The sequence below is a fragment of the Flavobacterium sp. GW823-FHT04A11 genome (genome assembly GCF_058796535.1).
Window position 1 is genome coordinate 1,417,962 of record NZ_CM179503.1, and the last position, 25,216, is coordinate 1,443,177.

The following is a 25,216-nucleotide window of genomic DNA, read 5'->3' on the forward strand; positions in this document are numbered from 1 at the left end:
TTGATTATAAATAACAACCATACATTTTAAGTTTTTTTTAAGATTTGGCCAAAAAAAAACGTTTCGAAATAAATCGAAACGTTTTAAAACCATTCAGAGGCAAAAAAAATAAATTGCTATATTTTTCTTAGATTACTGCTACTTTAGCAGCAACTTTCCCTTTTCTTCCTTCTTCTTCTTCATAGCTTACACGGTCACCTTCGCGTAATTCTTCCGCGTTAATTCCTGAAGCGTGAACGAAGATATCTTTTCCTGTTTCTTCGTCTGTAATGAATCCATAACCTTTAGATTCATTGAAAAATTTTACTGTACCTGTACGCATTGTAATTGTAATAATAATTTATAATGTAGCAAATGTAACATATAAATTCATACAAAAGACAATAAGGTGTTAATTTTTTGTAAAAATTATTGATTCACAGTGTTTTCGCTATTTATATTGCATCAATTTTGATATGAATGTGCATTATTTAAGAATCATTTATTGTAGGAATATAAAGTAGGAAATTTTTACATTATTCTCAATGAATATTTTTTTATCTCCTCTTTATTTTATTATTCTTTAATAGTAAGGTACAAAAGCTATATTTTTTGGTATTTATACAAAAAAAAACAGCAACAAATTCAGTTGCTGTTTTCTATTTTTAAAAAAGATGCAGTTTTATACCAAATCAACTTTAATATGTAATTCTTTTAATTGAGAATCATCAATTTTAGCCGGTGCATCGATCATTACGTCACGTCCTGAATTGTTTTTTGGAAACGCAATAAAATCTCTAATAGTTTCCTGACCACCTAAAATCGCAACTAATCGGTCTAAACCAAAAGCTAAACCTCCGTGTGGCGGTGCTCCAAACTGAAAAGCATCCATTAAGAAACCAAATTGTGCTTTTGCTTCTTCTTCGGTAAAACCTAAATATTTAAACATTAATTGCTGCGTTGCTTTATCGTGAATACGAATCGATCCTCCGCCAATTTCATTTCCATTTAAAACCATATCATACGCATTAGCACGAACTTTTCCAGGTTCAGTTTCTAATAAATGCATGTCTTCCGGTTTTGGAGATGTAAACGGGTGGTGCATTGCATGATAGCGTCCGCTTTCTTCGTCTAATTCCAATAAAGGGAAATCTACAACCCATAACGGAGCAAATTCTTCCGGTTTACGCAATCCTAAGCGAGTTGCCAATTCCATACGAAGTGCAGAAAGCTGTCCACGTGTTTTATCAGCCGGGCCTGAAAGTACAAAAATCATATCGCCAGGTTTTGCTCCTGTAATTTTTGCCCATTGTGCTAAATCATCCTGATCGTAAAATTTATCTACAGATGATTTAAAAGTTCCGTCGTCATTGCATTTTGAATACACCATTCCTGATGCACCAACCTGGGGACGTTTTACCCAGTCAATTAATCCGTCAATTTCTTTACGGGTATAATTTCCTGCTCCCGGAACTGCAATTCCAACGACTAATTCCGCAGCATTGAATACCGGGAAATCTTTGTGTTTCGCAAATTCGTTTAATTCTCCAAATTCCATTCCGAAACGAATGTCCGGTTTGTCATTTCCGTATGTTTTCATCGCATATTCGTAGGTAATTCTTGGGAATTTATCTACTTCAATACCTTTAATTTCTTTTAATAAATGTCTTGTCAATCCTTCAAAAACATTCAGAATGTCTTCTTGTTCCACAAAAGCCATTTCGCAATCGATTTGTGTAAACTCAGGCTGACGGTCTGCACGTAAATCCTCGTCACGGAAACATTTTACAATCTGGAAATATTTATCCATTCCGCCCACCATCAATAATTGTTTGAAAGTTTGTGGAGATTGTGGCAATGCATAAAATTGTCCTTCGTTCATTCTGCTTGGAACAACGAAATCTCTGGCTCCTTCCGGAGTAGATTTAATTAAGTAAGGTGTTTCTACTTCGCAAAAATCTAAATCAGATAAATATTTACGAACTTCCATCGCTACTTTATGACGGAATAACAAACTGTTTTTTACCGGATTTCTACGAATATCCAAATAACGATATTTCATTCTAATATCTTCTCCACCATCAGTTTCGTCTTCAATAGTAAACGGAGGTGTTAATGCTGCATTTAAGATTGTCAATTCAGAAACTAAAATTTCGATTTCACCAGTCGGGATATTTTTATTTTTTGCTTCACGCTCAATAACAGTTCCTTTTACCTGAATTACAAATTCTCTACCAAGAGTTTTGGCTAATTCAAAAACCGTTTTATCTGTACGGCTTTCGTCGAAAATAAGTTGTGTAATTCCGTAACGGTCGCGTAAATCAACCCAATTCATAAATCCTTTATCGCGTGATTTCTGAACCCAACCAGCAAGAGTAACTTCGGTATTAATGTTTGAGGCGTTTAATTCGCCACAATTATGACTTCTATACATGATCAAAATTTTAGACTGCAAAAGTAAACACAAAATTCAAATTAATGTAGTAAAGTGATCACTAGATGCTCAATAATTTGAAATATTTTGTTAATTCTTAAATTTAGCCACTGTAATTTCTTTAGATTTGAATCACTAAAAACAAACTTTAATATATATGAAGAATTTTTTTGTTACTGGTCTTTTGATTTTTAGCGCTTTGAATGTTATCGGTCAGACCAAAGATCAAATTAAATTTACTGCTAAAATTGCCAATAGAAATAGTGATACTTTAGTCATTAAAGGAAGAAATAATTTTAAACAAGTAATTCCGATTGATAAAAAAGAACTTTTTACAGCTTCTTTCACTGCTCCAAAAGGATTTTATATTTTTTCTGACGGAAGAGAATCTTCTAACCTATATTTAAAACCAGATTCGGAAATCAATTTGACGATGGATGCAAAAGAATTTGATGAAAAGATTGTATATAAAGGTAAAGGTGTAGAGGAAAGTAATTTTTTGGCACAGCAAGCTTTAAAAGATGAGAAATTTCAAAATGAAGCTTTTAAAAAAGAACCTGCTGAATTTGCTACATTATTAGAAACAAAAAAGAAAACAGATCTTGAGAATTTAGAAAAAGGAAATCTTGATTCTGAATTTAAAATGGCGCTGAAAAATAGCTTTGAAAGTTTTAATCAATATGCGTCGCAGGAATATGAAAGAGTATCAAAAGCAAATAAATTAGTTGGAAAACCGTCGCCAAATTTTGATTACGATAATTATAAAGGAGGAAAAACAAAACTTTCTGACTTAAAAGGAAAATATGTTTACATTGATCTTTGGGCAACGTGGTGCGCTCCATGCAGAGCAGAAATTCCGTATTTGCAAAAAATAGAAGAGAAGTATCACGGAAAAAACATTGAATTCGTGAGTATTTCAATAGATAAATTGAAAGACAACGAAAAATGGAAAAAATTTGTTGCAGATAAAAATTTAGGCGGAACTCAATTGTTTGCCGATAAAGATTGGGAATCTGAGTTTGTAACAAGTTATGGAGTAACCGGAATTCCGAGATTTATTCTTATTGATCCAAAAGGTAATATTGTGAGTTCTGATGCAGAGAGACCTTCTTCTCCAGAGCTTCAGACGCAGTTAGATTCATTATTGAATTAATTTCTTTATTAAATTGATAACGATTTCGTAACATTAAAATTTTTATAAAAATCCACTAAAACCAAGGCTTAAGCTTTGGTTTTTTTATTTTTAGTGAATTTCCAATGTTAAGTTTTTATTCAATGTTACCAAATTGTTAAGTAAAAGTTTGTTTAATGTAAACATTTAATTATATTTGATAACGATTTGATAACATTAATACCTAAAGATATGAAAAAATGTGTGATTTTAGTTGCAATGATGTTCTCTGGAATTTTAGTTGCACAAGAGGTACAGCCGGAATTAGAAGCTGTTGGAAATAAAGTAAAAGCTACTTATTACTATGAAAATGGTAAAGTACAACAACAAGGCTTTTATAAGGATGGTAAATTAGATGGTGTTTGGGTATCTTATGATCAAAAAGGAAATAAACTTGCAGTAGGAGAGTACACAGACGGAGTGAAAACTGGAAAATGGATTTTCTTTAATGAAAATAACCTTTCTGAAGTTGCTTTTGAAAATAGCCAAATAGCATCAGTTAAAAATTTACAAAAGAATGCTTTAGCAAACAGAAACTAAAGTATCTCAAAAATAGAATACGAAACCGCTTATTAAGCGGTTTTTTTATGCTTTATTTTTTTACAGCTCTTTTTTCTTCTTCCGTACCAAATTATAAATCCGGTTACCGGCAAAGCGGCTGCAATTAAACTCACAATAAAAGCAATAATTTTTCCTGGCAAATTTAAAATTTGTCCTGTATGAATTCCGTAATTCATTTCGACAACCTGTAATCCTAAACTTTTTTTATCGAAAGGCTGACTTTGAATTAATTTTCCATCTTCCGGATGAAAATTATAATTGCTTTGATGATCGTATCGCAAAGTATGCGGATATGCGCCTGTATTTATAATGTCTCCTTTTTGTTGTGGAGTTGTGATATAATACATTTCGGCTTTTGGCTGCAATTTCATAGTTTGTATAAAAGCACGATCAATGGCAATCATTTTATTTACTTTGAATTTTGTCGTATCGATTATTGGAGCTTTTGTTTCTAAAGTTTTGTCTCCACCAAAATTAAAAGTTTTATAAATTCCATCTCCAACCCATTCATACGTAAAGGTTAAACCGGTTATGGCAATAATTACAGCAATTACTGAAATATAAAATCCGGATGTATTGTGTAAATCATAGTTTACACGACGCCATTTTGCAGACCATTTTACCGAAAAACTTCTTTTGATATCACTTTTGCGTTTTGGCCACCATTGAATAATTCCGGTGATGAGCAATAAAATAAAGATAATGGTTGCGCCTCCCACAATGTGTTTTCCGATATAATCCGGCAGAAGTAAATACAAATGAATGTATTCGACGATAATAAAAAAGTCCGTTTTTGGATTTTCTGTTTTTAAATATTTGCCTGTGTAAGGATTGAAGTAGAGATATAAATTTTCGGTATCAGAATAAGTGTAAACAATTGCCGATCTGTTTTTTCCATAATACGAAACCATGCTTGATTTATTCTTTGGAAGAATCTCTTTTGCTTTTTGCTGTAAAACAGAAGGCATTAAAAAGGGTTGATTATGTGGTTCAACAAATCGCCATTCTTTTCGTGTAATGTCTTTTATTTCGTCATGAAAACAAAAGATACAGCCCGTAATACTGACGATAAAAACAATAAGCCCGGAAATTAATCCGAGCCATTTATGTAGAAAACGTATTTTCGTTTTGAATCCCATTTTGAATAAAAGCGTAAATGTATACGGTTAATCAATAACGGGCAAATAATTTGTAGTGTTTTTAGTTTTTGTCGGTCACTTTTGGCTTTAAATGATAAGCAACATAAAGTGATATTGAAGCCAGAACAATCCAGAAAACATCAATAAAGAAAACCTGAATGTGATTTTCGATAAAAGAATTCCAAAACCAATGTCCGGAAATTATCCCATTTGCAATTGGAATTAAAAATCCTAAAATACTTCCTGAAATCAAACAGAATTTATTCGTAAAACTATCATTCTTTTTAATGATAAAAAAGATCGAAAGCAAAAGCCATCCGCCAAAATAAAGCGTAAATAAATTAGACTGACTTAACGGATAAAAAACTTTTGTTGCAATAAAAGCAAGCGCGGTTATTGGATACATGCTTAAGCAAATAGCAAAATAAATGCGGACAACTGCTGCATTAAAACGTCGTTTCTTTTCCGGCATATTGTTTTTTTGTCTAGCAACAAGCCAAATCATAACTCCGGAAATAATCACAAAACAAGTAATAATTCCTAAAATAAAGCTGACTATTTTTAAGACATAACCGCCGTAATCGCCATAGTGAATGCGGTATAATACATTTTTCACAACATCTAAATAATTTGTTTGCGTCACCGGATTTTTTCTCGCGATTTCTTTTCCGTCAGAAATACGATATACGACTTTTCCAATTCCGGTAAATTTTTTATGATGCGGCATTTCGCCTTCCACTAAAACGTGCATGTTTGCATCACCGTAATTCTGAATAAAAACACGTGTAACTTCAAAATCTGACCAATTGCTTTTTGCTTTTGCAACCAACTGATCGATATTAAAAGGATTCGCCAATTTTTTATTTTCGAATTTATAATCCGGATCGGTATATTCTAATTCCTTATATAATTTGTCCTGATCACCCTTATACAAAGCCATTACAGCGGGAGCAACAATTAAAAGTTTAATCATAAAAAATGCTCCTGTTACCGCATACACAAACTGAAACGGCAAACCAATCATTCCTAATGACGTGTGCGCATCGGTCCACAATGTTTTTAATTTTTCTTTTGGACGGAAAACATAGAAGTTTGAAACGATTTTTTTCCAATGTAATAAAACACCGGTTACAATGGCAAATAAAAAGAACAAGGCAATAAACCCTGAAAGATAATAACCAACCGGATATGGTATCTGGGCTAAGAAATGTAAGCGATATAAAAATTCACCCAATGAATAGGATTCTTCATAAGTGAAGGTTTTAAAACTTTTATTGTCAAGGTAAAAAAATGATCCTTCTTTTTGTTTCGCCGGAGCTGTTGTGTCTTTGGTTCCTTCCAAATAAATGGCAACTCTTCTTTCTACACTCGGTTTAGAAATGGTAATGTCTCTGCCGTGTAAAATATATTTTTTGTCAAGCGTATCTAATGCGGTAGTATAATTTAGCTGAATTTCGTTGGTTATTGCAGTAGATTCACTTCTTTCCCAATTGATGATTTCATCTCTAAAAAAAGAAAAAGACCCAGCAAAGAAAATTACAAAAAGAACTACGCTTATTACAATTCCGCTAACAGTATGCGTATGAAAATATATATTATAATTACGGTTGCTCATATTATTGTGCCGTTGGATTATAGGTTTGACCTAAATAAATTAAAAGAGAAAAAGCCAATGTAAGAAGAATATAAATACCCCAGATTTTCCATCCGCTTTTGACTAGGAAGGCAACAACCATAAGCGCGACCCAAAGAATAAAACCACTAAATGCCATTGTCATCAAAACATTTGCACGATTAAGCCATGAAGCTAATGCTAAATGAAAGGTTACAGAAACAAAATAGCCACCTAAAATAGCAGCTGTAATTTTGGCAAATCGTTGCCATTTGGATTGGGTTAAATATTTAGGATTAGCCGGCATAAAAAGTCAGGAATATTTAGTTGTAATAGAATTCTACTAAAGCAACGATTATAAATAAAGCTAAAAGTGCTTTTGAGCTTACTTTTTTCAAAGGAGCCAAGATGATGATTAAACTTCCGATGGCCATTAACTGAATAAAAAACATTAATGTTCCACAACCTAAAGATTGTGTAAACAGCCAAAAAGCATAGGCTAATAAAAGTAAACTTACACCTGTAATTTTGGTTTGCTTTGGATTGTTTTTCATCCATTTTTCAAAACCTAAATCATACGATAAAACGGCTCTTTTTGATGTATAATACAAAGTGTAAAAAGCTAAAAAAACGATAAGGCTTGCTATTGTTATCATAATTTTAAAAATTTAAAAAACACCTTTCTCTTTAAGGAAAGGTGTTTTTGTTTGTTTTTTATTAGAATCTATACGAGAAACTTGCTGCTACTGCTCTTGGTTCTTTAGGGTGAACTGTTGACCAGCCATCATAAATTTCTTTGTTTGCAATGTTGTTTAATTTAACTGTAACAGTAAATTTTTCTGCACTGTAAAATAAAGAGGAGTTTAGAACTGTGTATTCAGGAATTGTAAATGTTCCGGTAGTTTTTCTGTTCATGATCATGTTGTCTCCAACATAATTTCCTCCAAAACCTAAACCAAAACCTCTTAATAAACCATTTGTAAATTTGTAACTAGCCCAAAGGTTTGCCAGATTTCTAGGTCCTGCATTTTCAGATCTGCGGTCTACAAATTCTACATCTCCTTTTGTTAAAACGGCATCGTTATAACTATATCCCAAAACTATGTTTAAACCTGTAATTGGATTAGCAACAAATTCTGCTTCAAAACCTTTGTTTTGCTGTGCTCCATCCTGATATGTAGTCTGATTGTTTGGTTGTGGAGTTGTTGGATCTGCAGGATCTACATACGGAGTTTCTATTACATAAGTCTGATCAACCACTTTAATGTGATAATAGCTAAAAGTAGCGTAAAGTTTATCTTTAAAAAGATTCAGTTTTGTTCCAACTTCAAACTGATCTGCATGTTCAGGATTAAGTATTACTGGTGTTGAAACAGCAGCTGAACGATTTTGTCCCGGTGCAATATTTACGAATCCATTCATGTAATTTGCAAAAATCGAAACTTTATCAATAATTGGCTGGTATACTAATCCAAATTTTGGAGAAAAAGCAGTTTGATTGTATCCGTCGTTTTTGGCATTCATAAAACGGTCAGCACGCAAACTCAACATTGCAGATAATCCCGGAGTAAAGTTGATTACATCAGAAACGTAAGCACTATAAGTTTCCTGTTTTGTACTATTGTTGCTTCTTGGATTATTTCCAATAATAGCATCAGCTCCGGCTTTTGTCAAATCTCCGGTGTCTCCGTTAGTAGTAGGCTGCATACCAAGCATAGCGAGCATAGCGTTGAAAGAGGCTAAATCATCTCCAATATACACATAGCCGTTTCCAAAATATTCAGTACTATGATCAGTAGCAGTTCTTTTGAAATAATCGAAACCTACAACAATTCTGTTTCTTATGCTTCCAATTTTAAAATCACCATTAAAATTTTGTTGAATATCAGTTGTTATATTTTGATTGTCCTGATCGGTAAAATAACGTGCTAATACAATTCCATTCTGAATTGGTGTAGATTGTGTTGCTTCATACAAATAAGAATAGTTTCCTACTGATTTTGCAGAACTGGTAGAGAAAACTGTTTGAGAACTCCATTGATCAGAAAATTTATAATTCATCTGAGCCTGGATATTATAAGAAGGCGTTTTCATCGTAAGTTCATTACTGGTGTAAGAACGGTTATTGTCGTATTTTAATTCATTGATATTGTGAACTCTTAACGGTGCACCTCTGTCTAAAAACAACATAGTTGGATTTGTAGATTCGTTGCTCATAAACTCAGTATTCACTAAAAATGATAGTCTGTCGTTTACTTCATAAGATAATGAAGGCGCTACAAAATACGATTCTCTAAAACCGGCATCCTGAAAACTATTTTGTTTGTAGTAAGCTGAGTTTATTCTGAAATTTAAAGTTTTCTTGTCATTAAGAGGCGTGTTTAAATCTACAGTTGCACGATTTAAACCAAAGCTTCCCGCCGTATAACTTACTTCTCCTCCAAATGTTTTGTAAGGCCTTTTTGTAGTGGTATTGATTAAACCACCATAAGAGATTAAACTGCTGCCAAATAAAGTTCCTGAAGGACCTCTGATAATTTCAATTCTGTCAATATTGGCAGGATCTAAACTTCCGTTTGTTAAACCCGGTAAACCATTAACCATTGTTGGCTGAACCGGAAATCCTCTTAAAGAATAATAAGCAGCTCCGTCTCCGGCACGTCCTGTTGCAGCCCAAAGTGGAGTAATACCAGATGCATTTTTCAAAGCATCATCAAAATTTGTAACTACTTGTTCTTTTAATAACTCTCCGGTAATAGTAGTATAAGATTGTGGATTTTCTAAGTTTTTTAAAGGTAATCTTGAAACCTGTTTAGTTTCCTTACGCGCAAAATGATTGGTTTTACCACCGTTTACAACTACTTCTGATAAATCTTCTGAATTTGTAGTAACAGTAAAATTTTGAGTTAAGTTATCACCTTCTTTAATTACAATTGCTTTTTCTTGTGTAATGTATCCTAGTGAAGAAACTTTTAAAGTATAATTTCCAGGTTTGATGTTTTTTAAGGTATAATTACCATTTTCATCTGTGGTTGTTCCTGATTTTGTGCCTTTCAAAACAACAGAAATACCCTCTGGAGATTCGTTATTGTTTATAGTAATCTGACCTTTGATCGTTGCTTTCTCCTGAGCCGAAATTGTGGTACTTGCCAGTAGAAAAAAACAAAAACTCAAAAAAGAAATTGTAAATCTATATTTCATTTTGTTTTATTTAGAATTGATTTTAATAGCGCAAATTTAGTTGTTGAAAACAAACAAAACAAGACTATTCTTATTTATTCTAAATAATATTTATTAAAAGGTAAAATGTCAGTTTCTTTAAAAGATTAACATTTTATTATGGTTTTTATTTTATTATATACTAAAAAAGCCTGCTCAATGATTGAACAGGCTTTTATTTATTATTGGAAAATTATCTAAATTACAATTCTAAAGCACGTTTAGCATCGCCATTCATCAATAATTCTAACGGATTTTCTAAAGCTTCTTTTACAGCAACCAAGAAACCAACTGACTCACGTCCGTCGATAATTCTGTGGTCATAAGAAAGAGCCACGTACATCATTGGGTGAATTTCAACTTTACCGTTTACAGCAATTGGACGCTCAATAATATTGTGCATACCTAAAATTCCTGATTGAGGAGGGTTAATAATTGGAGTACTCAACATACTTCCAAAAACACCACCATTTGTAATTGTGAAAGTTCCACCTGTCATATCATCAACAGTAATTTGACCATCACGAGCTCTTAAAGCTAATCTTTTGATTTCAGCTTCGATTCCGCGGAAAGTTAGAAGTTCAGCATTACGAACAACAGGAACCATTAAACCTTTTGGTCCTGAAACTGCGATTGAGATATCAGCAAAATCGTAAGCGATTTTATAATCACCATCCATCATTGAGTTCACATCTGGATATAATTGTAACGCTCTTGTAACTGCTTTTGTAAAGAATGACATAAAACCTAAACCTAAACCACCATGTTTTGCTTTGAATGCATCTTTGTATTCATTACGAATCTGGTTGATTGGCGTCATGTTTACTTCGTTGAAAGTAGTAAGCATAGCCGTTTCGTTTTTAGCCGAAACTAATCTTTCTGCTACTTTACGACGTAACATTGATAATTTTGTACGTTCAGTTCCACGGCTTCCACCAGTTGGAGTTCCCATAGAAGGTACTGCATTTACAGCATCATCTTTAGTAATTCTTCCACCTTTACCAGTTCCTGAAACTGTTGCTGGTGCTATATTTTTTTCGTCTAATATTTTTCTTGCTGCAGGAGATGGAGTTCCAGCTGCATAACTTGTTGCTGCCGGAGCTGTTTTTGGAGCCTCCGCTTTTGGTGCTTCTGCCTTTGGAGCTTCTGCTTTCGGTGCCTCAGCTTTTGGAGCTTCAGCCGCTGGTGCTGCCGGAGCGTCACCTGCAGGTTTTGCTGCATCGGTATCAATTAAACAAACTACAGCTCCTACTGCTACTGTATCACCTTCTTCAGCTTTTAGCGTAATAATTCCGCTCATTTCAGCAGGCAATTCAAGAGTAGCTTTATCTGAATCAACTTCAGCAATAGCTTGATCTTTTTCTACATAATCTCCGTCTTTTACTAACCAAGTTGCAATTTCAACTTCTTTTATTGATTCCCCTGGTGATGGGACTTTCATTTCTAAAATCATCTTTGTTTTTGTTTAAGGTTTGTATTGTTTAAGGATTAAAGTGTTTGGTAGACTTTAAAAATTAAACGTTTAAACTAATTTTTTATCTGAATAAATCTTTATCGAATACCATTCTAATCGCATCTGCATGACGACGTTTTGCTCTTGTATAACTTCCTGATGCCGGAGCAGCGTAAGCTTTTAATGAAGCTAATCTCCATTTTACAAGATCAAAATTCATCAGCATAAAGCTGTAAGCTCCCATGTTTTTAGGTTCTTCCTGAGCCCAAACATAATCATCAGCATTTGGATATTGTGCGATAATTGCTTTTAATTGCTCAACCGGTAAAGGGAATAATTGCTCGATACGAACAACTGCAACGTCATTTCTTCCGTTGTTTTCTCTTTCAGCAACAATATCATAGTAGAATTTACCGGTAACAAAAACCAAAGTTTTTACCGCTTTTTTATCTACTGTATTATCGTCAATTGTTTCCTGGAAACTTCCTGTTGCTAATTCCTCAACTGTAGAAACACATCTTGGATCACGCAATAAACTTTTTGGAGAGAAAACTACCAAAGGTTTACGGAAATTCGTTTTCATTTGTCTTCTCAACAAGTGAAAGAAGTTGGCTGGCGTTGTACAATCTGCAACGTACATATTTTGTCTTGCGCAAAGTTGTAAGTAACGCTCCATTCTTGCAGAAGAGTGTTCTGCACCTTGTCCTTCATATCCGTGAGGCAATAATAAAACAATACCATTTTGGTTGTTCCATTTATCTTCTCCACATGAAATATATTGGTCAATCATAATTTGAGCTCCGTTAGAGAAATCTCCAAATTGTGCTTCCCAAATTGTTAATGCTTTTGGATTTGCTAATGCATATCCGTAATCAAAACCAAGAACTCCGTATTCAGATAAAAGAGAATTGAATACGCCGAATTTTCCTTTTTTGTTTTCGATAGCATCTAAAAGCACTACTTCTTCTTCAGAATCTTCTACTTTAACAACTGCGTGACGGTGAGAGAATGTACCACGCTCAACGTCCTGACCTGAAATACGAACATCAAATCCTTCTGTCAAAAGTGAACCGTAAGCTAAAGCTTCTGCAGTTCCCCAGTCGATCGTATTATTATCGTATCCTGTTTTTCTGTCAGTAACAATTTTAGTTATTTTATTGATAAACTTTTTGTCAGCTGGTAATGTTGAGATTGTGTTGATGATAGAATCCAATCCTTTTTTATCAAAAGTAGTGTCTACTTTTTGAAGCATTTGAGTATCGGTAACCTGAACAAATCCGTCCCATTCGTTTTTCATGAATGGCGTTATAATTGTCAAATCTTTTTTACGGGAAGCTTCTAAATTCTGTTCCAGATCAGATTTGTATTCTGTTTCTAAAGCATTTACATAAGATGCATCGATTACGCCGTCAGACAATAATTTTTCAGCATAAATATCTCTTGGATTTTTATGTTTTGCGATGATTTTATATAAAACAGGCTGCGTAAAACGAGGTTCGTCACCTTCGTTATGACCATATTTTCTGTATCCTAACAAATCGATAAATACGTCACGACCAAATTGCATTCTGTAATCTAAAGCAAAAGATACTGCGTGTACAACAGCTTCAGCATCATCAGCATTTACGTGTAATACCGGTGAAAGCGTTACTTTGGCAACATCTGTACAATAAGTAGAAGAACGCGCATCTAAATAGTTAGTTGTAAAACCAACCTGGTTGTTGATTACAATATGGATTGTTCCTCCCGTTTTGTAACCGTCAAGCTGCGCCATCTGAATGATTTCATATAAGATACCCTGACCTGCGATTGCAGCATCTCCGTGAACGGCGATAGGTAATACTTTAGAGAAATCATCAGCATAATATTTATCTTGTTTAGCTCTTGTAATTCCTTCAATTACAGCTCCAACCGTTTCTAAGTGAGAAGGGTTTGGTGCCAAATTGATATTGATGCTTTTTCCTGATCTTGTTTTTTTGTCAGCTGTAAGACCTAAGTGGTATTTTACATCACCATCAAAATATTCCTGATCGTAATCTTTACCGTCAAACTCACCAAAAATATCCTGAGTAGATTTTCCGAAGATGTTTGCCAAAACGTTCAAACGGCCACGGTGAGCCATTCCCATTACGAATTGTTCAACACCTTTTTCAGCAGCTTGTTCGATCAAAGCATCCAAAGCAGGGATGATAGATTCTCCACCTTCAAGTGAAAAACGTTTTTGACCAACATATTTAGTATGTAAGAAGTTCTCGAAAGAAACAGCTTGATTTAATTTGTTTAAGATAGTTTTCTTTTCTTCAGAAGAGAAATTAGGCTGATTAACATTCACCGCTAGTTTTTCCTGAATCCATTTTACAACGCCAGGATTTCTGATGTACATATATTCAATACCAATGTGTTGGCAGTAAATAGCTTTAAGACGGTTTACAATAGCTTCTAAAGAAGAAGGCGGTATTCCGATAGTTTGCGCAGCATCAAAAACCGTTGAAAGATCAGCAGATGTTAATCCAAAATTTTCAATATCTAAAGTTGGAGATGATGTTCTGCGGTCACGAACAGGATTTGTTTTTGTGAACAAATGCCCGCGCGTACGGTAACCATCGATTAATTTTAGTACATTAAATTCTTTTTGCAGTTTTTCCGAAACCTTACTGTAATCTGTGTTGTCGCTAGTCACATATTCAACAATTTGCTGAACCGGATTTTCGTCATTATAAGTCGTTTGTCCAAAGTCGAAACCTTGAAAAAAGCTTCTCCAGCTTGGCTCAACGCTATCTGGGTTTACTAAATATTGATCGTATAATTGTGCGAAAAACTCTGTATGCGCTGCATTTAAAAATGAAAACCTATCCATAATATGAGTGAATATACTTTTTGTTAAATAGAATGGCAAAAGTACAACAATCGCATTTATTTAAATCTTTTTTTTGCTTACTTTTACGTAAAAATTTGTTAAAAATAGTGTTAACCCATGAAAAAAAATCAAATTTCAATCGTTTTCAAATCATTATTTATGATTTTGTTACTGCTGTTTTCAAAACTGAGTTTTGCACAAGAAGCACAAAAATATGTTATTGACAACAGTAATCATTTTTGGGATAAGGTACAGTTTGGAGGCGGTCTGGGACTTGGAATTGGTTCTGGTTACACAGATATCTCAGTGATGCCAAGCGCAATTTACAATATTAACGAAATTGTTGCCGTAGGAGTTGGATTGCAATTTGGTTACCTGGCTTCAAAAAATTATTATGACTCTTTTGTTTACGGGGGAAGTTTAATCACACTCGTAAACCCAATTCCCGAACTTCAACTATCTGCAGAATTAGAACAAGTGAGAGTCAACACAGATTATGACGCAACTTCTTACAGACCATCTTATTCTGATAATTTCTGGAATACCGCCTTATATCTCGGTGCCGGTTACAGAACAGGAAGTGTTACAATTGGTGCCCGTTACGACGTTTTATTTAATGATGAAAAAAGTTTGTACGGATCAGCATTTATGCCTTTTGTGAGAGTTTATTTCTGAGATGCTGAGACTCTAAGTTGCTAAGGTTCTAAGATTTAAAATCCTCAAAGTGAAAAAATACATTTTTATTTTTCTTGTTGTCATAATTTCGGGTTGTAACAATTCTAATAAAGTAGAAGTTGCAGACAAAAAAGTCGTAAAAAAAGAACTGAGACCATTTTTTGATTCGGATAAAATTGATCATTATCACGTAGATTATACTCTTGAGAAGATGATTGATTTTGAACTTAATAATTTAAAATCAAAAAAGAATAAGGAGTTTTCAGATTTATTTATGGGATATTTTCCAGATAGTATTCCTAAAAAAGATTTTGAAGAAACTTTACTAAGTCATAATTACAAAAAATCAAACTTATCTGTTAAACAGGAAAAAGAGATTGAAAATATATTTAGTGAAAAAGATTCTTTACAAATGGACGGATATGCTTGTGTTCCTGAATATCGTGATGTTTTCATTTTTAAAAAGAAAGAAAAAACAATAGGCATCGCAAAGATTTGCTTTAAATGTGGTCGTTTCCAGATTATTGGTAGTAAATTAGATACTAGTGGATTTGGATTGTGGTCTGAATTAGATAAATTGCAAAGTATTATAAAATCAGGCAAAAAATCTTAGCATCTCAGAACCTCAGCACCTTTACTTGTAATGATTTCTAAACCACACCTTCTGCCATTCTCTTTTTAAAATTAAAAACGAAACCCGTTCAGCCAAAATCACTAAATCAGAACCGTCGAGTTTTTTGATTTCGATTTCAGAAACATCAATGATATAAAGCAGATTCAGATATTCAGCAAATTTGTACTGAATCATTCTGTAGATTTTTTCGTGAAGCTGAATTTTTAATTCTTGAGGGGAAATACTTAACGGAAAATCAATTCCTTCATTCGCCAAATTAAAATCCTTATTAATTTGTTCAATCAGACTTAGATATAAATTTTCAGTTTCGGCATCAGCCAATAAAATATCGGTATTTTCGGGAATTGGAAACATTGATGCTTTTTAAAGATTGAGGCAAAGTTAAAACTAAAAAATCATTTAACTGTTGATTCTCTTTCAATGATTCTTGTTGGAAGTTCTATAATTTGATGCGTCACCGGTCGATGTTCTTTAATGTCTGCAATTTCATCAATTAAAATTGAAACCGCTGCATGTCCCATTTCAAATCCTGGCTGATCGATTGTTGTTAATTTAGGTGAAATAACGGTACTCATAAACCAATTGCTAAACCCGAAAACGGCAACTTGTTCCGGTGTTTTGATTCCCGCTTCATTAAAATATTTTATAATTCCAATAGCAACTAAATCCGTAATGGCAAAAATGGCGTCGATATCCGGATTTTCAGTCATTATTTTTTGAGCATTTTCATAGCCATCTTCAAAATCAGTATTGTTGTCGCAAACGTACACTAACTTCGAATCATACTCAATTCCGTGCGCTTCAAGTGCTCTTTTATAACCCAAAAAGCGATCAATAGAATTTTGAGGAACGTAAGAACCTCGAAAATGCGCAATTTTTTTATATCCTTTATTAATAAGATACGAAACCGCATCAAAAGCCGCTTTTGCATCATTAATAATAACTTTAGAACAATCGACTCTTTTGGCAATTTTATCAAATAAAACAACTGGCGTATTTTTCCGAATCGCTTCATTAATATGAGAGAAATCATCCGTTTCGTTAGAAAGAGACATCAAAACGCCATCAACTCTTTTCTGAATTAATAAGGCAAGCTGTTTTTTCTCCAGTTCGTATTTTTCGTTTGATTGCAGAATAATAACGAGATAACCTCTTTTTTCGGCTTCTTCTAAAATACCATTTAAAACACTCGAAAAAAAGTGATGCACGGTTGCCGGAATGATCACACCAATGGTTTTAGTTTCATTGGTTCTAAGATTTACAGCCACAGAATTAGGAATATAATTCATTGCCTCAGCCATTTCGAGAACTTTTGCACGCGTAGATTTACTAATATCCGTATATCCTTTAAGTGCTTTTGAAACCGTTGTGACTGAAATTCCTAAGGCCGAAGCTATATCTATTAGTTTTGTATCATTCATGAAATAAATGTACTAAAAATAAAATGTATTGCTAAAATATTAACTTCCGAAAACGTTTTAGGTGATTTCGAAAACGTTTTCGATTCTGAATTCTTAAATGGAAGTTAAATAGTAATTAAGTTTACAATCACAAATAAAAACTTTACTAACCAAACCAAAAAATCATGAAACAGCAACATTCTTATTTCGGTATATTAATTTTATTATTATGCCTGATTTTTGCTCCAAATAACCTTTTTGCCCAAGGAAAAAATACTGTTTCCGGAAAAGTATTAGACGAAACCGGACAAACAGTTCCAGGCGCAAATGTATCTTTGAAAGACACCGGAAAAAGTGTCGTAACAGATGAAAACGGAGCTTTTATTTTCTCAGATGTAATCGCTGGAAGTTATATTGTAGAAGCCACAAATGTGGGTTACAAAACCTATACAAAAGAAATTACAGTTAAAGAAGGCGAGTCGGTACAAGTGAATTTATTGCTGGAAGGAGAATCACAAAACTTAAAAGAGGTTGTGGTTACGGGTTCGTCAACTCCAAGATCAAAACTTGAATCCAGCGTTGCGATTACTACAATGGGCGCAAAAGCAATCGAAGACAGAGCGCCGTCAAGTACAGCAGCTTTATTGCAAACGATTCCCGGATTTGTGGTAGAAGCTTCCGGAGGAGAAATTGGAAACAACCTTTTTGCAAGAGGAATTCCGTCTGCAGGAGCTTATGAATATGTACAGATTCAGGAAGATGGATTACCTGTTTTTGAAGATGGAGCTTTGCAATTTGCCAACGCCGATACTTTTTACAGATTAGATGAAACGGTTAGCAAGATGGAAGCCGTTCGTGGAGGTTCTGCCTCAATATTTGCTAACAATGCTCCGGGTGGAATCATTAATTTTATTTCGAAAACAGGTCAGAATGAATTTATGGGAAGAGCAAAATTCACGACTTCAGATTACGGAATGTTCAGAACAGATCTTAACTTATCAGGCGCTTTAATTCAGGATAAATTATTTTTTAATGTTGGAGGATTTTACAGAGCCGATAATGGAGTAAGAAATACCGGTTTTACAGCCAATAAAGGCGGACAAATAAAAGGAAACCTGACGTATAAATTTGATGAAAGCGATTATTTGAGAGTAAATTTCAAACATCTTGATGACAGAAATACTTTTTATCTTCCAATTCCTTTAAAAAGCAATAACGGAAAAATTGAAGGTATCGACGGTTTTAATCCAAATTACGGAACGCTGACTTCAGTAAATTTCAGTCATTTAAATGTGCCTCAATATGGAGGCGGAACTTTTAGTGCCGATTTAGAAGATGGTTCACATCCAGTAATTAACTCTATTGGAGCCGAATTTAAAAAGAAAATATCTGAAAAAGTGACTTTCAAAAACGCCTTCAAACAAACTTCAATCGACCTGAATTACAATGCTATTTTCCCAAATGGAGGACCTTGGACACAAGATGCTTATGCAACAGATATTCAAAATACAACTGCCGGAAATCTTGCTTATTCTTATGTAGATAATGGTGCGGCTTTAGATCCAAATGCTTTAATTATGAGAGCTGATCTTTGGCACATCGAGAAAAAGATGAACAATTTTGCTAATAATTTCTCTTTTGCTTTCGATTTAGATCCTGTAAAATTAACTGCTGGATATTATTATTCTAACTGGAAATCAAATCAATACTGGAACTGGAATTCTTATTTAGTAAGCGTTTCAGACAATCCGAGATTGTTAAATGTTACCGATAACACAACCGGTGTTGAACATACTTTTAATGGTGTAGAAAGAATTACATGGCTGGAAAGAGATGCTCAAACCAAAGGACTTTTGAACGATATTTATGCTGATGCCGAAATTAAAGCAACAGATAATTTGACTTTCAATGCAGGTTTAAGATACAACAAAGACAAATATTCAGGTTACCGAGATAATGCTCGTTTTTTTGCTGAAGATTTAGGAATTTTAGACAACAATACAGCTGATGACGCGGTTACAACAGTAAAAGGAAATCCCTACACATATTGGAGATATGACGTGAGTGAATGGTCGTATACAGTGGCAGGAAATTATAAATTTAACGACAATATGGCTTCGTATGTGCGTTACAGCCATGGTTTTAGATCGCCAATTGAAGAATCATTTTATGATAATGCAGCCGATTTAAGCAAATTAGAAAATACCGAAGTAAACCAGTTTGAATTGGGTTACAAATATTCAAATTCATTCTTTAATATAAATGCGAATTTGTTTCACATGAACCTGAAAAATGTGGCTTTCACGGATATTTTATCTGACGGATCTTCAGAAAATAAATTTGCTGACGTAAACAATATTGGTCTTGAAGTAGAAACCAATGCAAGATACGAAATGGTAAAACTGAATTTTACGTTTACCGTTCAAAAACCGGAATATGATAATTTTACAGGAACAAATGCTGACGGTTCTACTTTTGATTTCAACGGAAATACAGCCCGAAGAATCCCTAAATTTTTCTGTAACCTAAGACCTGAAGTAGATATTACAAAAGATTTTACAGCATATGTTCAGTTTTCTTATTACGATAAAAAATTCACAAATCAGGATAACAGACAAGTTTTACCAGCTTATAAAGAAGTGGGAGCAGGTTTAAATTATACGTACAACAATCTTCGTTTTGCTGTTGATGCTTCAAATTTATTTAACGAAATTGGTTTAACAGAAGGAGATCCGAGACAAACAACATCTGCGGCAAGCGATGTGTTTATGGCAAGACCAATTTTAGGACGCGCCTTTAGATTTTCTGTAGCGGTTAATTTTTAAATTTATTTAAACCGCAAAAAATATTAAACACATAGAAACATAGATTTTATCATTAAAAAAGGGAAAAAAAAGAAACTAGTTTCCACACATTAGCTATGTGAATTTAAATAAGTGAAACGCCTTTTGAACGCAAACTAAGCTATGTTTCTATGTGTTAAAAATACAACCAACAGCATAGACAAAATAAAAAAACATGAAAAACATCGGAATTAAAATCTCACTTTATCTTAATTATTTTGTCTTTGCTATTTTATTAAACAGCGTAGGGATTGTGATTTTAAAATCGCAAAGAAATTACGGAGTCGATGAAGTTCAGGCCAGTATTCTGGAAGCTTTTAAAGACATGCCAATTGCCATTGTATCCTTTTTTATAGCTTCTTTTTTACCAAGAATAGGCTATAGAAAAGCTATGTTGACAGGATTGGCTTTGGTTACTCTGGCTTGTATTTCGATGTATTTTGGAAATTCTTTCGACAATGCTAAAATCCTTTTTGCAACCGTTGGAGTTTCATTTGCCCTAATCAAAGTTTCCGTTTATTCACTGATTGGAACCGTAACAGAAACCAAAAAAGAACACAACGCTTTAATGAGTAGTATTGAAGGTTTTTTTATGGTTGGAATTGCGTTGGCTTATTTCTTATTCCCGGCATTCAATAACGAAAACGATCCTAATTCATGGCTTAATGTGTATTGGTTTTTAGCAGGATTATCATTGCTGTCATTCCTGTTTTTATTCTTTGTAAAATTCGAAGAAGCTGAAGTTTCTGCAGGAGTAAATCTTAAAGATGATTTCCTTCAAATGTTCAAATTAATGGCCAAATTGCTAACCGTTATTTTCGTTATCAGCGTCTTTTTATTTGTCATGATCGAGCAGGGAATTCTTTCGTGGCTGCCCACATTCAATACAAAAGTGCTTCATTTACCGGAGAATATCAGTATTATGATGGCGAGTATTTTGGCGATTTCATTAGCTATCGGGAGATTAATTGCGGGCATCGTAACCAAAAAAGTAAATTGGATCTGGGTATTGAGTTTCTGCATTATATCCGCGATGTTGTTGGTAATTTTTGTACTTCCCAAAACGGTTGGATTAGAAGTCAAAAACATCGATACGCTTTCAGATATTCCGTTAATTGGTTTTGCATTTCCGCTAATCGGCTTGTTTATTGCGCCTATTTATCCGCTATTAAATTCGATTGTATTGAGCGCATTGCCTAAAAATCTGCAAAGTTCCATGACCGGATTAATTGTCATTTTTTCTGCTCTTGGCGGCACTTTAGGTTCCAGAATAACAGGCTGGCTCTTTAAAAATGAGGGACCGGAAAAAGCTTTTTATTTTACTTTAATTCCAATGACCTTGTTGTTGATATCATTTTTTATTCTTAAAAAAATAACTGCAAAAGATGAAATTTAAATTACATATAACCCAAACGATCGAGAAATTATTGGCTCAGGAAGATACTGATGGCGATAAAAAAATTACGATTGATGACAACGGTCCAAAAAGTTTTTTATTGGAAAATGAAAACGGAAATTCAGTAGCAATTGAAGGAACTTATCAGCTTTCTAATTTATTGCAGGAACTGGCTTTGGCGAAAAAAAACGATACTGAATTTGCCGAAATAGATCTGAATGAAATCACCGAAGATCCTGTAAAGAGAATTTCAAGAAAAATTAAAGATCTTTATTGGAATGGTCTCACCAGAACTATTGATGCCATTGGCGTAAAGAAAATTCTGGAAGACGATAAAATCGAAAATGAATTTGCTTATTTGTACGTGCCATTTGGTGACGAAATAGTTTTTGATTATTTCAAGAAATTAGAAATTACAATCCCAAAATTAAAAGTGGTTCAAATGCCTAAAAACATTTCGCCTGAATATGTTTTATCATTGAATAAAAAACCGGGAATTCTGGCTTTGGCACTTCAAATAAAAAACAATGAAATTTCAGGAGTTCCGTTTGTCGTTCCTGGCGGAAGATTTAATGAAATGTACGGTTGGGACAGTTATTTTATTGCCAAAGGACTTTTGATAGATGATAAAATTGACCTTGCTTTGGGCATTGCCGAGAATTTTAAATATCAAATTGATCATTACGGAAAAATTCTAAATGCCAACCGAAGCTATTATTTAACCCGAACGCAGCCACCGCTTTATACATCTTTGATTAGAGATGTTTTAGAAAAGTCGAATCCGGATATTTTCTGGATTGAAAGGCATTTAAAAACCGTCATAAAGGAATACAAAACCGTTTGGATGGAAGAAGGAAAACGACTTACAGCAAACGGATTAAATCGCTATAAAGCAGAAGGAATTGGATTGCCTTTTGAGGTGGAAGAAGGACATTTTGATGATATTCTGGAGCAATATGCGCCAAAATATAATTTGTCAACGCGGGAATTCGAAAAGAAATATCTGGAAAGAGAAGTTGTTGATCCTGAACTGGATAAATATTTTATTCACGATCGCAGTATGCGCGAAAGCGGGCATGATACAACCAATAGATTAGTTGGAGTTTGTGCCAATTTAAACACAGTCGCAATCAATAGTTTATTGTATAAATATGAAACTGATATTGCTTTTTTAATTGAGAAATATTTTAAAAATGAATTTCAATATTTTGAAGATAAATCGTATTCAGGCGAATATTGGATGGCTAAAGCTGTTTCGAGAAAAGAAAAAATCAACGAGTTATGCTGGAATCAGGAAAACGGAATTTATTTTGACTACGATTTTGTAAACGAAAAACAGCATTTCTTTGAAGCTGCACCAACATTTTATCCGCTTTGGGCGAAAATAAGTACGCCGGAACAGGCAGAAATTTTAGTAAAAAAGACACTTCCAAGATTTAAAATGAAAGGTGGAATTGCCGGCAGTACAAAAGAATCAATTGCCGGTGTAGACGAAAATGCTCCAATACGCCAATGGGATTATCCGTTTGGCTGGGCACCGCATCAAATGCTTTTGTGGGAAGGTTTGCTGAATTATAATTTTAACGAAGAAGCACAGGAAATGGTATACCGCTGGCTTTGGCTGATCACCAGAAACGCCGTTGATCATAACGGAACCATTCCGGAGAAGTTTGATTTATCGATAAGTTCACATAAAATTTTCGCAGAATATGGAAACGTAGGAACCGAATTTGATTACATAACAGAAGAAGGTTTTGGCTGGATGAATGCTTCTTACCAATACGGATTGACAATTTTAAAAGAAGATTTAAAACAAAAATTATCAGATTTAGTTGATCCTGATGAGCTTTTTAGTTAAACAAGCCTTCGACTCCGCTCAGGATGACACTCGTGATGTCAGGCTGAGCGGAGTCGAAGCCCCTTTAGTGCTTGAAATGACAAACCCGACAGGTTTTTAAAACCTGTCGGGTTTACTATGCGTAAAAACCTGGAAAAAAACTAAACTTTTCTTCCCATTAAATTCTCCCCAAAAGTTCTCAGGATATTTTTCTTTTCAGCGTTAATGTCCATTTTTTCTAAAGTCTCAAAAGCTTTAAAAGTGTACATTTCTATCGCTTCCTGAGTTGCTTTTGAAGCGCCTGATTCATTAAAAATAGTTTTTGCGGTTTCTATCTTTTCTAAATTATCTTCAAGTTGTAAACTGAATAATTGTTGTAATTCTGATGCTTTTTCTTCAGATGAAAATTCTAAAGCTTTTATATATAAATAAGTTTTTTTGTTCTCGATAATATCTCCGCCAACTTGTTTTCCAAAGGTTGCAGGATCTCCAAAAGCATCAAGATAATCGTCTTGTAATTGAAAAGCCAATCCTAAATTCAATCCGAAATCGTAGATTAAATCGGCTTCTTTTTCAGAAGTTTTGGCTACAATCGCACCCATTTTCATGGCTGCAGCGACTAAAACGGCCGTTTTATATTCAATCATTTTCAGATATTCGGGAATAGTTACGTTGTTTCTTTCTTCAAAATCAACATCCCATTGTTGTCCTTCGCAAACTTCAAGTGCGGTTTTGCTAAACAACTTTGCCAAATCCCTGAAAATGGTTGGTTCGTATTGTTCAAAATATTGATACGCAAGAATAAGCATCGCATCTCCGGATAAAATTCCGGTATTGATGTTCCATTTTTCGTGCACAGTTACTTTTCCTCTTCGCAAAGGCGCATCATCCATAATATCATCATGAACAAGCGAAAAATTATGAAAAACTTCAACCGCCATCGCTGCCGGAAGTGCCACTTTATAATCAGTATCAAAAACTTCTGCCGCCATTAAAGTTAATACGGGACGCATTCGTTTTCCGCCAAGGCCTAAAATATATTCAATTGGTTCATAAAGGTTTTTAGGTTCTTTGGTAATGCTTTGGTTTTCTAAATAGGTAATAAAAAAATCCTGGTACTGACTAATATCGTGCATAAAGTGAAATTCTGATTAACGAGCCTCAAAGATACAACTCAAATGTTAATTATGGTTTCGAAAGTTAAAAGGAATCGAGTTTCCATAAAAATCGGATTAAAGTCCTTGATTTTTAAGAGGTTGAACTTATTTTTGAAAAAACTTGGAAACTTTCTTGGTGTTTAGAGTTTCCTGCTTATATTTGCACTTTCAAAATGGAAACTTGTAACACTTAAAAAGTTTCCATGGAGAGTTTGAGTAATTTATAACTCATAAATCAGATACTTATGAAGACAAGATGGAACATAAATTCTAGCCAGTCAGATGTTTTAATTAAAATGAGACATTCGATAATCGCTTATTTGGGAGGAACGACAAACAAATTTGATGGCTATGTCAATATTGAAGACAATGAAATTGAAGATGCTTCGGTGGAGTTTTCATTAGACATAAATAATAAAGCCGACAGTTTTCAACAAATTGATACTCACTTGCAATTGAATGATTTGTTTAATGTAAACGAACATCCGATTATTAGTTTTAAATCGACTTCTTTTCAAAAAGTAAACAATAATATCAATTTCTTCAAAGGAGATTTGACGATAAAAGATGTAACCAAAGTGGTAGAACTTGATGCTGAATTTATCGGAATCAATTCTTATAACGGAGAGAAAAAAGTAGCTTTTGAAATTAAAGGCGACATCAAACGTCAGGATTTTGGTTTAGATTACAATTCATATAATCATAACGGTGGATTGGCGCTTGGAAAAGATATTAAGCTGATCGCAAATCTGGAATTTAGCATATAATTCTTATCGATTGAATAAATTAGTGTAAAATTATTACAAAATATCGGAAACTATTTTTTTTAAAAAAGTTTCCGAATTATAT

General features: G+C 33.8%; 20 protein-coding genes. 8 read left to right on the top strand and 12 right to left on the bottom strand.

What is annotated here, in order from left to right; translation table 11 throughout:
• Nucleotides 1-127: 127 nt before the first annotated feature.
• Together AC3QL1_RS06205 and aspS are read right to left on the bottom strand one after the other, a co-directional pair.
• Nucleotides 128-322 (bottom strand): cold-shock protein, encoded by a 195-nt coding sequence (locus AC3QL1_RS06205; protein ID WP_007137066.1) that lies wholly within the window; start codon nucleotides 320-322, stop codon nucleotides 128-130.
• A 339-nt stretch (nucleotides 323-661) separates the two neighbouring features.
• Complete coding sequence (gene aspS, locus AC3QL1_RS06210; protein WP_492496044.1) at nucleotides 662-2,413, bottom strand: aspartate--tRNA ligase; 1,752 nt, start codon at nucleotides 2,411-2,413, stop codon at nucleotides 662-664.
• Between the two features lie 157 nt (nucleotides 2,414-2,570).
• Between aspS and AC3QL1_RS06215 the strand changes: the two genes are divergently transcribed.
• Nucleotides 2,571-3,566, top strand: coding sequence for a TlpA family protein disulfide reductase (locus AC3QL1_RS06215; protein WP_492496046.1), 996 nt, complete (start codon nucleotides 2,571-2,573; stop codon nucleotides 3,564-3,566).
• 210 nt (nucleotides 3,567-3,776) lie between these two features.
• Complete coding sequence (locus AC3QL1_RS06220) at nucleotides 3,777-4,124, top strand: toxin-antitoxin system YwqK family antitoxin (protein WP_492496048.1); 348 nt, start codon at nucleotides 3,777-3,779, stop codon at nucleotides 4,122-4,124.
• Between the two features lie 32 nt (nucleotides 4,125-4,156).
• Here the strand turns inward: AC3QL1_RS06220 and AC3QL1_RS06225 are convergent, their stop codons facing one another.
• From AC3QL1_RS06225 to AC3QL1_RS06255, 7 genes are all read right to left on the bottom strand, one after another.
• Entirely contained in the window at nucleotides 4,157-5,284 is a 1,128-nt protein-coding gene (locus tag AC3QL1_RS06225; RefSeq protein WP_492496050.1) for a PepSY-associated TM helix domain-containing protein, read from the bottom strand.
• Between the two features lie 61 nt (nucleotides 5,285-5,345).
• Nucleotides 5,346-6,899 (bottom strand): PepSY-associated TM helix domain-containing protein, encoded by a 1,554-nt coding sequence (locus AC3QL1_RS06230; protein ID WP_492496051.1) that lies wholly within the window; start codon nucleotides 6,897-6,899, stop codon nucleotides 5,346-5,348.
• 1 nt (nucleotide 6,900) lies between these two features.
• Complete coding sequence (locus tag AC3QL1_RS06235; protein WP_492496053.1) at nucleotides 6,901-7,203, bottom strand: hypothetical protein; 303 nt, start codon at nucleotides 7,201-7,203, stop codon at nucleotides 6,901-6,903.
• A gap of 16 nt (nucleotides 7,204-7,219) precedes the next feature.
• Nucleotides 7,220-7,552, bottom strand: a complete 333-nt coding sequence (locus AC3QL1_RS06240; protein ID WP_492496055.1) for a hypothetical protein — start codon at nucleotides 7,550-7,552, stop codon at nucleotides 7,220-7,222.
• 61 nt (nucleotides 7,553-7,613) lie between these two features.
• Complete coding sequence (locus AC3QL1_RS06245; protein ID WP_492496057.1) at nucleotides 7,614-10,097, bottom strand: TonB-dependent siderophore receptor; 2,484 nt, start codon at nucleotides 10,095-10,097, stop codon at nucleotides 7,614-7,616.
• A 220-nt stretch (nucleotides 10,098-10,317) separates the two neighbouring features.
• Nucleotides 10,318-11,568 (bottom strand): 2-oxoglutarate dehydrogenase complex dihydrolipoyllysine-residue succinyltransferase, encoded by a 1,251-nt coding sequence (gene odhB, locus AC3QL1_RS06250; RefSeq protein ID WP_492496059.1) that lies wholly within the window; start codon nucleotides 11,566-11,568, stop codon nucleotides 10,318-10,320.
• A gap of 82 nt (nucleotides 11,569-11,650) precedes the next feature.
• The gene (locus tag AC3QL1_RS06255; RefSeq protein WP_492496060.1) at nucleotides 11,651-14,425 is read right to left on the bottom strand and encodes a 2-oxoglutarate dehydrogenase E1 component; all 2,775 of its coding nucleotides are present in this window, start codon (nucleotides 14,423-14,425) and stop codon (nucleotides 11,651-11,653) included.
• A gap of 117 nt (nucleotides 14,426-14,542) precedes the next feature.
• Between AC3QL1_RS06255 and AC3QL1_RS06260 the strand changes: the two genes are divergently transcribed.
• Together AC3QL1_RS06260 and AC3QL1_RS06265 are read left to right on the top strand one after the other, a co-directional pair.
• A complete protein-coding gene (locus AC3QL1_RS06260) occupies nucleotides 14,543-15,100 on the top strand; it encodes a hypothetical protein (protein ID WP_492496062.1) in 558 nt (185 codons plus the stop codon).
• 49 nt (nucleotides 15,101-15,149) lie between these two features.
• Nucleotides 15,150-15,713: a hypothetical protein gene (locus AC3QL1_RS06265; RefSeq protein WP_492496064.1), complete on the top strand. Its 564-nt coding sequence runs from the start codon at nucleotides 15,150-15,152 to the stop codon at nucleotides 15,711-15,713.
• A gap of 21 nt (nucleotides 15,714-15,734) precedes the next feature.
• Here AC3QL1_RS06265 and AC3QL1_RS06270 read toward each other — a convergent pair whose 3' ends face one another.
• Nucleotides 15,735-16,088: a hypothetical protein gene (locus AC3QL1_RS06270; protein WP_492496066.1), complete on the bottom strand. Its 354-nt coding sequence runs from the start codon at nucleotides 16,086-16,088 to the stop codon at nucleotides 15,735-15,737.
• A 41-nt stretch (nucleotides 16,089-16,129) separates the two neighbouring features.
• Nucleotides 16,130-17,155 carry a LacI family DNA-binding transcriptional regulator gene (locus AC3QL1_RS06275; protein WP_492496068.1) on the bottom strand — a complete coding sequence of 342 codons (1,026 nt, stop codon included), beginning with the start codon at nucleotides 17,153-17,155 and terminating at the stop codon, nucleotides 16,130-16,132.
• 164 nt (nucleotides 17,156-17,319) lie between these two features.
• Between AC3QL1_RS06275 and AC3QL1_RS06280 the strand changes: the two genes are divergently transcribed.
• The 3 genes from AC3QL1_RS06280 (at nucleotide 17,320) to AC3QL1_RS06290 (ending at nucleotide 23,231) form a co-directional block, all read left to right on the top strand.
• On the top strand, nucleotides 17,320-19,959 hold the full coding sequence (locus AC3QL1_RS06280) for a TonB-dependent receptor (protein ID WP_492496069.1): 2,640 nt from the start codon (nucleotides 17,320-17,322) through the stop codon (nucleotides 19,957-19,959).
• 193 nt (nucleotides 19,960-20,152) lie between these two features.
• Entirely contained in the window at nucleotides 20,153-21,373 is a 1,221-nt protein-coding gene (locus tag AC3QL1_RS06285) for an MFS transporter (RefSeq protein WP_492496070.1), read from the top strand.
• Nucleotides 21,363-23,231 (top strand): trehalase family glycosidase, encoded by a 1,869-nt coding sequence (locus AC3QL1_RS06290; RefSeq protein ID WP_492496071.1) that lies wholly within the window; start codon nucleotides 21,363-21,365, stop codon nucleotides 23,229-23,231. The genes AC3QL1_RS06285 and AC3QL1_RS06290 overlap by 11 nt, the downstream gene beginning before the upstream one ends.
• A gap of 140 nt (nucleotides 23,232-23,371) precedes the next feature.
• Here the strand turns inward: AC3QL1_RS06290 and AC3QL1_RS06295 are convergent, their stop codons facing one another.
• On the bottom strand, nucleotides 23,372-24,346 hold the full coding sequence (locus AC3QL1_RS06295) for a polyprenyl synthetase family protein (RefSeq protein WP_492496072.1): 975 nt from the start codon (nucleotides 24,344-24,346) through the stop codon (nucleotides 23,372-23,374).
• Nucleotides 24,347-24,612: 266 nt separating this feature from the next.
• Between AC3QL1_RS06295 and AC3QL1_RS06300 the strand changes: the two genes are divergently transcribed.
• The gene (locus AC3QL1_RS06300) at nucleotides 24,613-25,134 is read left to right on the top strand and encodes a YceI family protein (RefSeq protein WP_492496074.1); all 522 of its coding nucleotides are present in this window, start codon (nucleotides 24,613-24,615) and stop codon (nucleotides 25,132-25,134) included.
• Nucleotides 25,135-25,216: the final 82 nt, after the last annotated feature.

Excerpts from the sequence above, each read along its gene's own strand:
- AC3QL1_RS06275 (WP_492496068.1), bottom strand. The coding sequence starts at position 17,155 with ATGAATGATACAAAACTAATAGATATAGCTTCGGCCTTAGGAATTTCA.
- AC3QL1_RS06230 (WP_492496051.1), bottom strand. The coding sequence starts at position 6,899 with ATGAGCAACCGTAATTATAATATATATTTTCATACGCATACTGTTAGC.
- AC3QL1_RS06300 (WP_492496074.1), top strand. The coding sequence starts at position 24,613 with ATGAAGACAAGATGGAACATAAATTCTAGCCAGTCAGATGTTTTAATT.
- AC3QL1_RS06215 (WP_492496046.1), top strand. The coding sequence starts at position 2,571 with ATGAAGAATTTTTTTGTTACTGGTCTTTTGATTTTTAGCGCTTTGAAT.
- AC3QL1_RS06235 (WP_492496053.1), bottom strand. The coding sequence starts at position 7,203 with ATGCCGGCTAATCCTAAATATTTAACCCAATCCAAATGGCAACGATTT.
- AC3QL1_RS06280 (WP_492496069.1), top strand. The coding sequence starts at position 17,320 with ATGAAACAGCAACATTCTTATTTCGGTATATTAATTTTATTATTATGC.
- aspS (WP_492496044.1), bottom strand. The coding sequence starts at position 2,413 with ATGTATAGAAGTCATAATTGTGGCGAATTAAACGCCTCAAACATTAAT.
- AC3QL1_RS06220 (WP_492496048.1), top strand. The coding sequence starts at position 3,777 with ATGAAAAAATGTGTGATTTTAGTTGCAATGATGTTCTCTGGAATTTTA.
- AC3QL1_RS06245 (WP_492496057.1), bottom strand. The coding sequence starts at position 10,097 with ATGAAATATAGATTTACAATTTCTTTTTTGAGTTTTTGTTTTTTTCTA.
- AC3QL1_RS06205 (WP_007137066.1), bottom strand. The coding sequence starts at position 322 with ATGCGTACAGGTACAGTAAAATTTTTCAATGAATCTAAAGGTTATGGA.
- AC3QL1_RS06270 (WP_492496066.1), bottom strand. The coding sequence starts at position 16,088 with ATGTTTCCAATTCCCGAAAATACCGATATTTTATTGGCTGATGCCGAA.
- AC3QL1_RS06285 (WP_492496070.1), top strand. The coding sequence starts at position 20,153 with ATGAAAAACATCGGAATTAAAATCTCACTTTATCTTAATTATTTTGTC.
- AC3QL1_RS06290 (WP_492496071.1), top strand. The coding sequence starts at position 21,363 with ATGAAATTTAAATTACATATAACCCAAACGATCGAGAAATTATTGGCT.
- AC3QL1_RS06260 (WP_492496062.1), top strand. The coding sequence starts at position 14,543 with ATGAAAAAAAATCAAATTTCAATCGTTTTCAAATCATTATTTATGATT.
- AC3QL1_RS06240 (WP_492496055.1), bottom strand. The coding sequence starts at position 7,552 with ATGATAACAATAGCAAGCCTTATCGTTTTTTTAGCTTTTTACACTTTG.
- AC3QL1_RS06225 (WP_492496050.1), bottom strand. The coding sequence starts at position 5,284 with ATGGGATTCAAAACGAAAATACGTTTTCTACATAAATGGCTCGGATTA.
- AC3QL1_RS06295 (WP_492496072.1), bottom strand. The coding sequence starts at position 24,346 with ATGCACGATATTAGTCAGTACCAGGATTTTTTTATTACCTATTTAGAA.
- odhB (WP_492496059.1), bottom strand. The coding sequence starts at position 11,568 with ATGATTTTAGAAATGAAAGTCCCATCACCAGGGGAATCAATAAAAGAA.
- AC3QL1_RS06255 (WP_492496060.1), bottom strand. The coding sequence starts at position 14,425 with ATGGATAGGTTTTCATTTTTAAATGCAGCGCATACAGAGTTTTTCGCA.